We start from the raw sequence: 13,054 nt of genomic DNA, 5'->3' as shown, positions 1-13,054 counted from the left end.
AAGGCAAGACATCACAAGTCGAGCTTCAGGCAGAGGAAGCCTTGGTCATCGACGCCCAGATCCGTGGTGCGCCGATCCGGCAGGTCGGCGACATGGTCTCGCGCGCGCGGGCTGGTGCGAAGAACGGCCGAATGCCCTGGCTGCGGGGAAAATCGCCAGGGGGGCGGGGCATCCTCCAGCGGGTCTCGGGGCAGGCGGCCCGACAGGTAGTCGCAGAGCGCTGATCGAATCGAGAGTGTCGGCAAGCCCAGGGCTTTGGCGCTGGCGAGCATGCGATAGTGGCCGCCGCCGTTTGCCCTGTAGTTGTTCAGGGCCACCACAAAGCGTTGATCGTCGCGGACAGGTTCGTCGTTCCAGGTCAGGTCGCGTATACGATGGTTCTGTGGATGAACTACCGCGCCGTCATGGTCGTAACGGGCAGATACAGACAGGTCGATTTCATAGCTGAGCCCGTGGAGAACATCGAAATTGTGGCCGGGCATGGCATCGTTCAGCAGCAGATAGTCACGGCTACCACCGTCTATCCGACAAAAGACACCCGCCGCCATTTCCAGCCACTCGCGTAACACTGCGCCGGTCGCGACAACCGCACGAAGTTCGTTTGGGAACATGTAGAGATCCGATACATGGCGCAGCGTGAGGTCTCCTGCGGGGACATGGGTGTAATGGCCCGGACCAGATCTGCCTCCGGCCTTCAATGGAGAGGCGGCCGACAAGAGAGGCAGCGTAGCCTCGGGTTTACCTTGCAGAAACGAGCGCGTTGCCGCCGCCTGTGCGGCCGCAACCTTGGCCAACACCCGATCGGGCGCGGCAAAGCAAAAATAGCTGTGCAGTTCCTGCCCGCTGTGCCCGGCGGGCCGGTTCGCCGCCTGCCGGGTCGCTTCATGCGCGGGGGACAAAAGGGAAAGCAGGTCCTTGGCGTGGGGCGTACGATCGTCAACCGACCGCAAGGAGGCGGTGGCGCGCGCGATCTTCCAGCCGCTTTCGTGGTTGGGCAGAATGTCGAGATCGATTACCCCTAGATGCGATCCGAATTGCCCTGGCATCACCACCGGCTTTCCATGGATCATCCCCTGTTCCGCCGCAACATGCGGGCGCATGTCGCCGGATGTCGCAGGAAACCGCAAATGAGTGTGGCCGGCGACTATCGCATCCACGGTGTCCAGGGCCGCCAGCGGAATAACGGCGTTTTCCTGATGCGGTTTTTCGCATGTTTCCCCGAGACCCGAATGTGCGAGAACGACAACCAGGTGGCTCCCCTGCGCCTTGAGCTGTGCGCTTTTGATCCGGACGGTTTCGACGATGTCAGCAATCTTGACCTTGCCGTCGAGATGATGGGCATTCCATTGCGCAGTCTGGGGGGGCAAAACCGCAACCAGCCCGATGGCAAGCGAGTGGCTCTCGCCGCCGACGTTCAAAACCCGTTTAAGGACCAGCGTTTCCGACCATGGGCATTTCCCGGTGAGAAGCAGGGCATTCGAGCAGACCACCGGGCAGGGTGCTTGCGCCAGCACCCGTCCAAGAGCGTCGAGTCCGAAGTCGAAATCGTGGTTGCCCAGCCCGATTGCGTCGTACCGCAAGTGGTCAAAGGCGCTTATCAGAGGATGGGGCAGGTCCGTGACTTCGTGAAAGACGTCGCCCATTGGCGTTCCCTGAAGGCTGTCGCCATTGTCGAGCAGGACCGCCAGATCCACGCCCGGCTCGGAGCGGGCCAGGTTGATCAGGGTTGCAAGCCGGGTCAGGCCGGATCCTGTTTCGGGCCGGTCCGCGTAGTAATCGAAGCCCGTCAACTGCATGTGCAGGTCCGATGTGGCGAGCAGCCGAATTCTTTGCGGGTGCAAGTGTCGTTCCGGTTTTCCGCCCGCAGAGCGAGAGGCGCAGCGTGTCATTCGATTACCAATGATTCTCGTGAAGCAATGCCATCGCCTTCAGGAGGTTGAGTTTCTCGATCTGCACACGGAAAAACTCCGAATTACAAGTGATTGGCCAGATACCATTTGTGTCAGTGCTGCATCGAATGCGCGTCAGCTTTGCCGACGAGATTGATTTGGACCATCTCACGTGGCACGCCTCTGGCGACAGGAACACAGGGGGCGAAAATGAAACGGGCGGAATCGGTGACTTTCGGAAGTTCCGGGCTGGACAGGGCTGCTCATTTGCGCGGAGATCCTGCTGCCCTGGACCGGCTGGCTTCGGACGCCGCCGCACGCTGCCTGCTGATGTGGCGCGGCAAGCTGCTGTTGGGGGGCGATGGGCTGGACCGGTTGGCCTGGGTGCCGCTTGGACATCAGTTGATCCAGAGCGGTCCCGGCGGCAATACCGACAGCCCCGTCTTTCTGGGGCTGGACGACGACGGCGCAGCCGTGTTCGGACATGACATTTCCAATTGGCAGGCCGTAGGACTGGATACAGCCAGCGTCGGCGCGTTCTTTGACAAGTCGGAACAACAACATCCCGACCTGCCGCCCGGAGAGGTCTTTGTGGAATTGCGCAGGGTGATGACCCGGCTCACCCCGCGCGAGGCGGAACTCGCCGCAACCGCCAAGGCCATTTCGGGATGGCACTTGTCGCACCAGTTCTGCGCCCGTTGCGGGGAGCGCAGCGAAATGGTGCAAAGCGGATGGCAACGCAGCTGCCCCGCCTGTGGCGGGCAGCATTTCCCGCGCACCGATCCCGTGGTCATCATGCTGATCACCAATGGGGATGACGTGCTGATGGGCCGGTCTCCCGGCTGGCCCGAGGGCATGTATTCGCTGCTTGCGGGATTTGTCGAACCGGGAGAGACGCTGGAGTCGGCTGTCCGTCGGGAAGTCCTGGAAGAAGCAGGCATACCGGTCGGCCGGGTCGACTATCTGGCCAGCCAGCCCTGGCCTTTCCCCGCTTCGTTGATGATGGGGTGCCGCGGCGAAGCGTTGGCGCGTGACATCCGGGTCGACCCTGCGGAACTGGAGGATGCAATCTGGGTCGGTCGCAGCGAAATGATGCAGGTTTTTGCAGGTGAGCATGACCGCATCAAACCTGCCCGCAAGGGCGCCATTGCGCACTTCCTGTTGCAGAACTGGCTTGCGGATACACTTGATTAAAGGGACAGTCGGGTCAACGCTCAACAAGTCAGGGTTGTCATGGAATTTTCCAGCAAGGAAGACATCGAAGCGCCGGTCGCCGAGGTATTCGCCATTCTATCGGAATTCGAGAGCTTCGAACGCTCGGCCATTCGCCGTGGCGTAGAGGTTCAGCGGGTCGATCAGGATGCACCGGTCGGCGCGGGCATGGCCTGGGACACGCGGTTCAATCTGCGCGGGCGGCCCCGAGAGATGCACGTGGTGCTGACACAGTTCGAGCCACCGCAACTGATGCGCTTTGAAGGGCACAGCAAGAACATCGATTCGATCGTGACAATCGAGTTGCTGGCGCTGTCTCCGCGCAGGACGCGGCTGAGCCTGGGGGTCGAACTGGGCGCAAAGTCTCTTTCGGCGCGACTGTTCCTGCAATCCCTGAAGCTGGCGAAGAAGAACCTGACGCGCCGGTTCAAGCTCCGCATGGCCGAATTCGCCAAAGAAATGGAAGACCGGTGCGCCCGCGCCCGCGCGTGATCCCTCAGGCGCGGGGCCGGGCCGCGGGATAGACCCCCAGAATTTCGACATTCGTGGTGAAGTGGTTGAGTTCCTCCATCGCCAACGCGACGTTGGCATCGTCGGGATGTCCCATGATGTCGGCATAGAACTGGGTTGCCGAAAACGAACCGTCCAGCATGTAGCTTTCCAGCTTGGTCATGTTCACGCCATTTGTCGCGAACCCGCCCAGAGCCTTGTAGAGCGCAGCCGGAATGCTGCGCACTTCGAAGACGAAACTGGTGATCATGCCGAAATCGCCGCGCCGCGATTCGTCGCCCTCGCGGGACATTACAAGAAACCGGGTGGTGTTGTTGTCGGTGTCCTCGACATGGCGGGCGAGCACGTTCAGACCATAGATCTCTCCGGCCAGTTCGCTGGCCAGCGCGGCATGGCTCTTGTCGCCCCGTTCGGCCACTTCACGGGCGGCGCGGGCATTGTCCGGGCTGACCCGGCCGGTGATGTCATGCTTCTTCAGAAAACCGGAACACTGAGGCAGCAGCACAAGATGCGAATGCGCCTCGCGGATATCTTGCAGTTTCGCACCCGGCACACCCAACAGGTTGATGTGCACGCGCACAAAAGCTTCGTCGATGATGTGCAATCCGCTGTGCGGCAACAGCCGGTGAATATCGGCGACCCTGCCATAAGTCGTGTTCTCGACCGGCAGCATCGCAAGCTCGGCCTCGCCGGAACGCACGGCTTCGATCACGTCTTCGAACGTACGGCAAGGCAGCGCTTCCATCTCGGGGCGGGCGTTGCGGCAGGCCTCGTGACTATAGGCGCCGGGCTCTCCCTGGAAGGCGATGCGATGGGTCATGGGGTCGTTTCCGTGCAACAAGTTACATTTTGGGCGTTTGGTCGCGGTGTCTATACCTTGCCTCTTGCGAGGGGAAGCCTTAGACAGCCGCGCAGACAGCTGAAATGGACTCGCGATCAATGTTCGACACGATGACAGTTACCAAGGCCGCTGCCGGCCTGTTCGGCGCTTTCCTGGCGCTTCTTCTCGCCAAGTGGGCCGCCGAGACGGTCTATCATGTTGGCGGCCACGGCGACGAGCCCGCCTATGCAATCGAAGTTGCAGAAGCCGAAGAATCGGGCGGTGAAGAAGAAACCGTCAGCTTTGAAGAGCTGATGGCTTCGGCCGATGCCGAAAAGGGCAAGAACGTCTTCAAGAAATGCGCCGCTTGCCACAAGTTGAATGGCGAAGATGCCACCGGCCCGCACCTCGACGGAGTAGTTGGCCGCGCGGTGGCCTCGGTCGCAGGGTTTGGCTATTCCGGCGCCATGCAGGCGCACGGCGGCGACTGGACGCCCGAAGCGCTGAATGAATTCCTGGCCAAGCCGTCGGCTGCCGTTCCGGGTACCTCGATGAGCTTTTCGGGCCTGAACAAGATCGGCGACCGGGTGAACCTGATCGCCTATCTGCAAAGCACCGGCAGCTGAGCCGAGGCAAAACTCTTACAGATCAAGGCCGCTGCCACCGTGCAGCGGCCTTTTTCGTTTGCCGGGGCTGACTTCACGAACGGTTCACCTAATCTAAACTTGCAAGTCCCCTTGCGGGGCCATTAGCTATCGGAAACAAGATTGGCGGACATGCCAACCCAAACCGGAGGAAGAGCCCGATGAAATCCCCCCGTGCCGCGACCCGTGCCAAAGCATTGGATTTCCGGCCAGGTGTGATGCTGCTGCTTGCCGGGATCGTCCTGTTGGCGCTGGCCGGATTTGCCCGCGCCCAGGAGACGATCATCAAGAGCCATGGGTTTGCGGAATTCGGCGACCTCAAGTACCCTGAAGGCTTCGCGCATTTCGACTATGTGAACCCCGATGCGCCCAAGGGCGGCGAGTTGAGCTATGCCGCGATCGGCACCTTCGATAACCTCAACCCGTTCACCCGCAAGGGACGCGCGGCGGCGCGGTCGGCGGACCAGTACGAGTCGCTTCTTTTTCCATCCTACGACGAACCGGCGTCGTATTACGGGCTGGTGGCCGAAAGCCTGGAATATCCCGAAAGCCAGGATTGGGTGATCTTCAACATCCGGCCCGAGGCGCGGTTTTCCGACGGCACGCCGATCACCGCTGAGGACGTGGTGTTCAGTCACGAGATCCTGCTGGAACAGGGGCTGAAATCCTATGCCGATGCGGTCAGAAAACGTATCCCCAAGGCCGAGGCGCTGGATAGCCACCGGGTGAAGTTCCATTTCGCGCCCGACATTCCGCGCCGGGCGCTGATCACACAAGTGGGCGGCACGCCGATCTTTTCCAAGGCGTGGTTCATGGCCGATCCGGAAAACCGCCGCCTGGACGAACCGCGGCTGGAACAGGGTATCGGCTCGGCGCCTTATGTCCTGGAAAGTTTCGACATCAACCGGCGCATCACCTACCGCCGCAATCCCGATTACTGGGGTGCGCATCTGAACGTGAACGTCGGGCGCAACAATTACGACACGATCCGGGTCGAGTATTACACCGACACGATTGCCGCGATGGAGGGGTTCAAGGCCGGGAACTACACGCTGCGGCAGGAAAACAACTCCAAAAGCTGGGCCACCGCCTATGATTTCCCGGCCATTGCCAAGGGCCATGTGGTCAAGGCTGAACTGGTCGATGGTGATGTGCCCAATGCCAGCGGTTTCGTGATGAACATGGACCGGCCGCAGTTTCAGGACATTCGCGTGCGCGCGGCGGTGCAGTTGGCGTTCAACTTCGAATGGACCAACGAGAGCCTGCAATACGGGCTGTTCCAGCAGCGGCATTCCTTCTGGCAAGGCACCCCGCTCGAAGCGACCGGCCTGCCAGAAGGGCGCGAGCGAGAGGTGCTCGAAGCGCTGGGTGACGCGCTTGATCCCGCCGTGCTGAACGAGGAGCCGGTCAGCGCCCACAGCTCCAGCCCGGACCGCCAGAACGACCGCAAGAACCTGCGCCGCGCGATGAAGCTGCTGGACGAGGCCGGCTGGACTGTCGGCAGCGACGGCGTGCGTCGCAATGCCTCGGGCGAGACGCTCAGGATCGAGTTCCTGTCCGACGAACCGACGCTTGACCGGATCATCCAGCCCTTTGTCGACAACCTCAAGGTCATGGGCATCGACGCCCTCTACAACAGGGTGGATGACGCGCAATTCACCCTGCGGCGGCGCGACCGTGATTTCGACATGATCGTGGGCGGCTACCCGATGTCGCTGCAACCTTCGACCGGGCTCTATCAGCAGTTCGGAGCCGAGGCCGCGGCCTATTCGGTGTTCAACCCGTCGGGCGTGCACGGGCCGGACATCGAGCCGCTGATCGACGGGATCGTCGCGGCCAAGACCACCGAGGAGTTGCAGGCGAATGTACGGGCCTTGGACCGTGTGTTGCGGGCCAAGCGGATCATGGTGCCGACCTGGTACCTGGGCAAATACTGGGTGGCCTATTGGGACATGTATTCCTACCCTCAGAACCTGCCGCCCTATGCGCTGGGTATCGAGGATCTGTGGTGGATCGACGCCGACCGTGCTGCCGCGCTGAAATCCTCGGGCGCGCTGAGGTAATCCGGCTAGATGGGCGCCTATATCCTCAGACGATTGCTGCTGGTGATCCCGACGCTGCTCGGGATCATGCTGGTCAACTTCGTTCTGGTGCAATTCGTTCCGGGCGGTCCGGTGGATCAGGCCATCGCCCAGTTGCAGGGCGGCGGCGACGTGTTCGAGAGCTTTGCCGGGCAGGGTAACGATGCGCAGCTGAACACTCAGACCAATGCGGTCAACGACCGCTACATCGGGGCCCGCGGCCTGCCGCCGGAGTTCATCAAGGAGCTGGAGGAGCTTTACGGGCTGGACAAGCCGGCGCATGAACGGTTCTTGCTGATGCTCTGGAACTATCTGCATCTCGATTTCGGCGAGAGCTATTTCCGCAAGATCGACGTCGTCGACCTGGTGCTGGAGAAAATGCCGGTTTCGATCACGCTGGGCCTGTGGTCGACGCTGATCGCCTATGCCATCTCGATCCCGCTGGGCATCCGCAAGGCGGTGCGCGACGGGTCACGGTTTGACACCTGGACGAGCGGGCTGATCATAGCGGCCTATGCGATCCCGGGGTTCCTGTTCGCCATCCTGCTATTGGTGCTGTTCGCCGGTGGCAGTTACTGGCAGATCTTCCCGTTGCGCGGCCTGACATCGGACGATTTCGCCGACCTGTCGCTGATCGGCAAGGTGCTGGACTATCTCTGGCACATCGCCCTGCCGCTGACCGCCTATACCATCGGCGCCTTCACCACGCTGACCCTGCTGACCAAGAACAGCTTTCTCGACGAGATCAAGAAGCAATACGTGATTACGGCCCGCGCCAAGGGGCTGAGCGAAAGCCGAGTGCTGTATGGTCATGTGTTCCGCAACGCGATGCTGATCGTGATCTCGGGCTTTCCGGCGGTGTTTCTGTCGGTTTTCCTGGGGGGCTCGCTGATCATCGAGACGATCTTTTCGCTCGACGGTCTGGGGCGATTGGGGTTCGAGGCGACGGTGGCGCGCGACTATCCGGTGATGTTCGGCACGCTTTTCGTGTTCGGCCTGATCGGTCTCTTGGTCGGCATCCTGTCGGACCTGACCTATGTGCTGGTCGATCCCCGGATCGACTTTGAACGGCGGGAGGGCTGATCCATGCGCCTGTCGCCGCTGAACCAGCGCCGCTGGAACAATTTTCGCCGAAATCGCCGCGCCTTCTGGTCACTGATCGTGTTCTCGGTCCTGTTCGGGATCTCGCTCTTTGCCGAGTTTCTCGCCAACGACAAACCGATTGTCGTCAGCTATCGCGGCGAGTTGCGGATGCCGATCTTTTCCTTCTATCCCGAAACCGCCTTTGGTGGCGATTTCCAGACCGAGGCAATCTATCGCGACCCCGAGGTGCAATGCCTGATCGCCAGCGGTGGAATGGAAGAGTGTTTCGACGATCCCGAGGGGATCATCGAAGAGATCGAGGCCGGCACCTATCAGGCCGACGACTTTCACGAGGGTTGGGCCATCTGGCCGCCGATCCCCTATTCCTTTCGTACCACGGTGGACCGGCCGGGCGCGGCGCCGCTGCCGCCCAACGGGCAGAACTGGCTGGGCACCGATGACACCAAGCGGGACGTCGTGGCGCGCGTGATCTACGGGTTCCGCCTGTCGATCCTGTTTGCGTTGATCGTCACCGCCGCCTCCAGCGTCATAGGCGTGATCGCCGGGGCGTTGCAGGGGTTTTTCGGCGGCAGGCTTGATCTGATCATGCAGCGGGTGATCGAGATCTGGGGGGCCACGCCGGGGCTTTACGTGATCATCATCATGTTCTCGATCTTCCAGCGCAGTTTCTGGATGCTGGTCATCATCTCGATCATCTTCGGCTGGACCGCGCTGGTGGGCGTCGTGCGGGCAGAATTCCTGCGCGCCCGGAACCTGGAATATGTGCGCGCGGCGCGGGCGCTGGGCGTCAGCGACTGGACCATCATGTTCCGCCACATGCTGCCCAACGCGATGGTCGCGACGGTCACCATTCTGCCGTTTCTGGTCACAGGCTCCATCGGCGGTCTGGCCTCGCTCGACTTTCTCGGCTTCGGCCTGCCGTCCTCGGCGCCCTCGCTGGGCGAGTTGACCTTGCAGGCCAAGCAGAACCTGCAAGCGCCCTGGCTGGCCTTCACGGCGTTTTTCACCTTTGCCATCATGCTGTCGCTCCTGGTCTTCATCTTCGAAGGCGTGCGCGACGCCTTCGACCCGAGAAAGACCTTTTCATGAGCGCACTTCTCGAGGTGAAAGATCTGAGGGTCTCGTTCCGCCAGGATGGCCGGATCAGCCAGGCAGTGCGCGGCGTCTCCTTCTCGGTCAACCGCGGCGAGACGGTGGCCTTGGTAGGCGAAAGCGGATCGGGCAAGTCGGTCTCTGCCCTGTCGACCGTGTCGCTTTTGGGAGACAGCGCCATCGTCGAAGGCTCTGTCACCTATGACGGGCAGGAGATGATCGGCGCCAGCGAACAGCGGCTGATGGATGTGCGCGGCAACGACATCAGCTTCATCTTCCAGGAGCCGATGACCTCGCTCAACCCGCTGCACACCATCCAGAAACAGATGGCGGAATCGCTGGCGTTGCATCAGGGGCTGGCGGGCGAGGCGGCGCGGGTGCGTATTCTGGAGTTGCTGGTCAAGGTCGGGATCCGCGACCCGGAGACCCGTCTGGATGCCTATCCGCATCAGTTGAGCGGCGGGCAGCGGCAGCGGGTGATGATCGCCATGGCGCTGGCAAACAAGCCCGACATCCTGATCGCCGATGAACCGACCACCGCGCTGGATGTCACCATACAGGCGCAGATCCTGGAACTGCTGGCGGATTTGCAGAAATCCGAGAACATGGGAATGCTCTTCATCACCCATGACCTCGGCATCGTGCGGCGGATCGCCGACCGGGTCTGCGTGATGAAAGCGGGCGAGATCGTGGAAACCGGCCCGACCGCCGAGATATTTGCAAACCCCCGGCACCCCTATACGCGCAAGCTGCTGGCGGCGGAGCCTTCGGGCAGGCCAGATCCGGTTTCTCGGAGCGCCGAGGAAATCGTGAGCACCCGGAACCTGCGGGTGTGGTTCCCAATCCAGCGCGGATTCCTGAAACGGACCGTGGGTCATGTAAAGGCGGTGAACGACGCCTCGATCTCCGTCCGCGCGGGCGAAACGCTGGGGATCGTGGGCGAAAGCGGTTCGGGCAAGACCACGCTGGCGCTGGCCATCATGCGGCTGATTGGGTCCGAGGGCGGCATTACCTTTCGTGGCGAGGACGTGCGCGGCTGGTCCACGCGTGAATTGCGCCGCCTGCGCAAGGACATGCAGATCGTTTTTCAGGATCCGTTCGGCAGCCTGAGCCCACGCATGACCTGCGCCCAGATCATTTCCGAGGGGCTGACGATCCACAAGGTGGACCCGCAACGTGCGCCGCGCGAACTGGTCACCGAGGTGATGCGTGAAGTCGGGCTGGACCCGGCGACGATGGATCGTTACCCGCACGAGTTTTCCGGTGGCCAGCGCCAACGGATCGCCATTGCGCGGGCGATGGTGCTGCGGCCAAAGCTTTTGGTGCTGGACGAACCGACGAGCGCGCTCGACATGACGGTGCAGGTTCAGATCGTGGACCTGCTGCGCAACTTGCAGCGCAAGTACGGTCTGGCCTACCTGTTCATCAGCCACGACCTCAAGGTCGTGCGGGCGATGTCGCACAAGGTTGTCGTAATGCGCCAAGGCGACGTGATCGAAACCGGCGAGACCGAGGCACTGTTCGAAAACGCCCGGACCGACTATACACGCACCCTGATTGCGGCGGCTGGCTGACCTTTGAAAGGCCCGGAGTAACGCCGGGCCTTTCGGAACAGCTTATATCATCCGGCTGCGGCGCGTTCCTTTGCCGATTTCGGCACGGGGCCGCGCAATTCCTCGTAATGGTCGAAGCTCAGTTTCACCCAACCGGTGCCTCGGGTGGAACTGGCCAGAGATCTGTGCAACTCGTCTTCGGCCACGGCTGGCAGCAGGGCGTTGAACACCTCCCAACCCGTGGCGCTGGGATGTGCTTCGAAGCCGAGGACCTGCCCTTGAAGCGAACTGATCGTTGGTACGAGATCACCGACAAAAATCGATGGCAGGTGGATTTCAGCGCGCAGGATCGGTTGCAGGACAACGGGTTTTGCCAGCGGCAGCGCCTCGCGTACTGCCGCCTTTCCCGCCGTGCGGAAGGCATAGTCGGAACTGTCCACCGCGTGGTGCTTGCCGTCCTTCAGCGTCACCTTCAAATCGACCACCGGGAAGCCTTCGGGCCCTTGCGCCAGCGCGTCCTCGGCCCCCTGCGCAACCGAGGGAATATAGTTCCTTGGCACCGCGCCGCCCTTGACGACCTCGTTGAAGAGAAACCCGCTGCCGCGTGGTAGCGGTTCGACCGAGATCAGCACGTCGGCGAACTGACCGGCCCCGCCCGATTGCTTGCGGTGGCGATGGTGGTGTTCTACCGGCTTCTGGATCGTTTCGCGGTAAGCCGCATCGACCGGTTCAGCGACGATCTCCACTCCGAAATCCTCGGCCAGCTTTGCCGAGACCCGGCGCAGGTGTTGCGGACCCTGACATCCCAGGATGGCATGTCCGGTGGCTTCGTCTACGCTCAGGCTCAGTCCGGGGTCGATCTCTTCCATCCGGGCCAGCGCCGATGACAGCCGGGCATCGTCGCGCTCATGGGCCGGGGTAATCAATTGCCGGAGGCTAGGCGGGTGGCTGCGCGCCCAATGCGGCAGTTCGGTCGCCCCGGCGCTGTCGTAGATATTGCCCGGCGACAGGTGATCGGATTTCACCGCAAGCCCGATCCGGCCCGCTTCGAGCGCGCCGATCTGGTTGCGCGCGTCCAGATCCATCAGGCTGCCGACGGACTCGCCGCCCAGAGATTCATGTGCCTTTACTCCCTCTCCGAGACCGCGCAGCACGACGATCTTGCCGATGTGTTTCTTGACATCGGCAAATCCGGCGATGGCGCGGGCCTTTTCACCAGCGGCGTCGCGCCCGGCCGCAATATCGAACTGAGGCGCCTCGTGGCGCAGCGCCTTCATGATGCGCGTCAGCCCGTTGCCATGGCTCGCCGCACCCAGATAGGCGGGGATCAACTGGTGGTTCTGCAGGACCTTGGCCGCCAGATCGTAGATCTCCGCACTGGGTGGCTGCTTGTCCTCGATCAGTTGTTCAAGCAGGTGATCGTCGTAATCCGACAATGCTTCGAGCAGTTCGGCGCGTGCCTCCTGTTCCCGCTCCATGGCCGAGCCCGGTATTTCGATCAGCGCCGATGGCTGGCCTTCGCGATACTGCCAGGCCCGTTCCGAGATCAGATCCACCGCGCCCACGATCTGGTCGCCATCGCGGATGGGCACCTGACGCAGGGTGATGTGATGGCTGCAATAACCCTGCAAGGTCGCCACGATATCGCGGATGCGTCCGTTGGGATTGTCCATCCTGTTGATGAAGAGGATGGACGGGATACCCGCTTCTTCGACCAACCGCAGATAGGGGGCGCAAAGCACGGCGGCATCCGGGTCGGGCGGCACCACGATCACCGCCGCATCGGAAATCGCCATGGCCGGGCCGGCAAAGGCCAGCGCATCGCCGCCCCCATCCACGTCAATCGCGCACCACGGCTCGTCAAGGTAAGAAAAACCGTGCAAGTGCACGGTTCCGGACAAGTCGAATGTTGTGGGGCGGCTGTCGAGGCGACTGATGGCCTCGACCAATGTGGACTTGCCCGATTGGGTGGGTCCGAGAACGGTGAAAACGCGCATGGGGGCTGTCCCTTTTATTGCTGCAATACTGTCTTGCTGCACGACAGGACCCGTTGCGAACGGTACCGCGTCCGCCTGCCTGTTCCGGGTTATCACCTGCCTCGCGACAGGATGTTCCGCAAGTTCGGTGCGCGGGCGCACCGCCGGAAAAT

The 13,054-nt window shown here is 62.0% G+C and carries 10 protein-coding genes; 7 read left to right on the top strand and 3 right to left on the bottom strand.

Annotation, left to right across the window (positions count from 1 at the left end; genetic code table 11):
- Nucleotides 1–11 precede the first annotated feature (11 nt).
- Nucleotides 12–1,889 (bottom strand): bifunctional 2',3'-cyclic-nucleotide 2'-phosphodiesterase/3'-nucleotidase, encoded by a 1,878-nt coding sequence (locus tag BLT75_RS17430; protein ID WP_093034737.1) that lies wholly within the window; start codon nt 1,887–1,889, stop codon nt 12–14.
- A gap of 210 nt (nt 1,890–2,099) precedes the next feature.
- Between BLT75_RS17430 and nudC the strand changes: the two genes are divergently transcribed.
- Together nudC and BLT75_RS17420 are read left to right on the top strand one after the other, a co-directional pair.
- The gene (gene nudC, locus BLT75_RS17425; RefSeq protein ID WP_093034734.1) at nt 2,100–3,083 is read left to right on the top strand and encodes an NAD(+) diphosphatase; all 984 of its coding nucleotides are present in this window, start codon (nt 2,100–2,102) and stop codon (nt 3,081–3,083) included.
- A gap of 39 nt (nt 3,084–3,122) precedes the next feature.
- Entirely contained in the window at nt 3,123–3,593 is a 471-nt protein-coding gene (locus BLT75_RS17420; RefSeq protein ID WP_093034731.1) for an SRPBCC family protein, read from the top strand.
- Nucleotides 3,594–3,597: 4 nt separating this feature from the next.
- Here the strand turns inward: BLT75_RS17420 and BLT75_RS17415 are convergent, their stop codons facing one another.
- Entirely contained in the window at nt 3,598–4,431 is an 834-nt protein-coding gene (locus BLT75_RS17415; RefSeq protein WP_093034728.1) for a prephenate dehydratase, read from the bottom strand.
- A 119-nt stretch (nt 4,432–4,550) separates the two neighbouring features.
- Between BLT75_RS17415 and BLT75_RS17410 the strand changes: the two genes are divergently transcribed.
- The 5 genes from BLT75_RS17410 (at nt 4,551) to BLT75_RS17390 (ending at nt 10,926) form a co-directional block, all read left to right on the top strand.
- A complete protein-coding gene (locus BLT75_RS17410; protein WP_093034724.1) occupies nt 4,551–5,057 on the top strand; it encodes a c-type cytochrome in 507 nt (168 codons plus the stop codon).
- 179 nt (nt 5,058–5,236) lie between these two features.
- Nucleotides 5,237–7,138, top strand: a complete 1,902-nt coding sequence (locus tag BLT75_RS17405) for an extracellular solute-binding protein (protein ID WP_093034720.1) — start codon at nt 5,237–5,239, stop codon at nt 7,136–7,138.
- Nucleotides 7,139–7,147: 9 nt separating this feature from the next.
- A complete protein-coding gene (locus BLT75_RS17400; RefSeq protein ID WP_093034717.1) occupies nt 7,148–8,239 on the top strand; it encodes a microcin C ABC transporter permease YejB in 1,092 nt (363 codons plus the stop codon).
- Between the two features lie 3 nt (nt 8,240–8,242).
- Nucleotides 8,243–9,349, top strand: a complete 1,107-nt coding sequence (locus BLT75_RS17395) for an ABC transporter permease (RefSeq protein ID WP_093034714.1) — start codon at nt 8,243–8,245, stop codon at nt 9,347–9,349.
- The gene (locus BLT75_RS17390) at nt 9,346–10,926 is read left to right on the top strand and encodes an ABC transporter ATP-binding protein (RefSeq protein WP_093034710.1); all 1,581 of its coding nucleotides are present in this window, start codon (nt 9,346–9,348) and stop codon (nt 10,924–10,926) included. Before BLT75_RS17395 ends, BLT75_RS17390 begins: the two co-directional genes overlap by 4 nt.
- 47 nt (nt 10,927–10,973) lie before the next feature.
- Here BLT75_RS17390 and BLT75_RS17385 read toward each other — a convergent pair whose 3' ends face one another.
- Nucleotides 10,974–12,902 (bottom strand): elongation factor G, encoded by a 1,929-nt coding sequence (locus tag BLT75_RS17385; protein WP_093034707.1) that lies wholly within the window; start codon nt 12,900–12,902, stop codon nt 10,974–10,976.
- Between the last annotated feature and the right edge of the window lie 152 nt (nt 12,903–13,054).

This window comes from Ruegeria marina, assembly GCF_900101475.1.
Classification (GTDB): Bacteria; Pseudomonadota; Alphaproteobacteria; order Rhodobacterales; family Rhodobacteraceae; genus Ruegeria_B; species Ruegeria_B marina.
The sequence above is the reverse complement of the archived record's forward strand: the minus strand, read 5'-3'. Positions and strand labels throughout refer to the sequence as shown.

Excerpts from the sequence above, each read along its gene's own strand:
- BLT75_RS17430 (WP_093034737.1), bottom strand. The coding sequence starts at position 1,889 with ATGACACGCTGCGCCTCTCGCTCTGCGGGCGGAAAACCGGAACGACAC.
- nudC (WP_093034734.1), top strand. The coding sequence starts at position 2,100 with ATGAAACGGGCGGAATCGGTGACTTTCGGAAGTTCCGGGCTGGACAGG.
- BLT75_RS17420 (WP_093034731.1), top strand. The coding sequence starts at position 3,123 with ATGGAATTTTCCAGCAAGGAAGACATCGAAGCGCCGGTCGCCGAGGTA.
- BLT75_RS17415 (WP_093034728.1), bottom strand. The coding sequence starts at position 4,431 with ATGACCCATCGCATCGCCTTCCAGGGAGAGCCCGGCGCCTATAGTCAC.
- BLT75_RS17410 (WP_093034724.1), top strand. The coding sequence starts at position 4,551 with ATGTTCGACACGATGACAGTTACCAAGGCCGCTGCCGGCCTGTTCGGC.
- BLT75_RS17405 (WP_093034720.1), top strand. The coding sequence starts at position 5,237 with ATGAAATCCCCCCGTGCCGCGACCCGTGCCAAAGCATTGGATTTCCGG.
- BLT75_RS17400 (WP_093034717.1), top strand. The coding sequence starts at position 7,148 with ATGGGCGCCTATATCCTCAGACGATTGCTGCTGGTGATCCCGACGCTG.
- BLT75_RS17395 (WP_093034714.1), top strand. The coding sequence starts at position 8,243 with ATGCGCCTGTCGCCGCTGAACCAGCGCCGCTGGAACAATTTTCGCCGA.
- BLT75_RS17390 (WP_093034710.1), top strand. The coding sequence starts at position 9,346 with ATGAGCGCACTTCTCGAGGTGAAAGATCTGAGGGTCTCGTTCCGCCAG.
- BLT75_RS17385 (WP_093034707.1), bottom strand. The coding sequence starts at position 12,902 with ATGCGCGTTTTCACCGTTCTCGGACCCACCCAATCGGGCAAGTCCACA.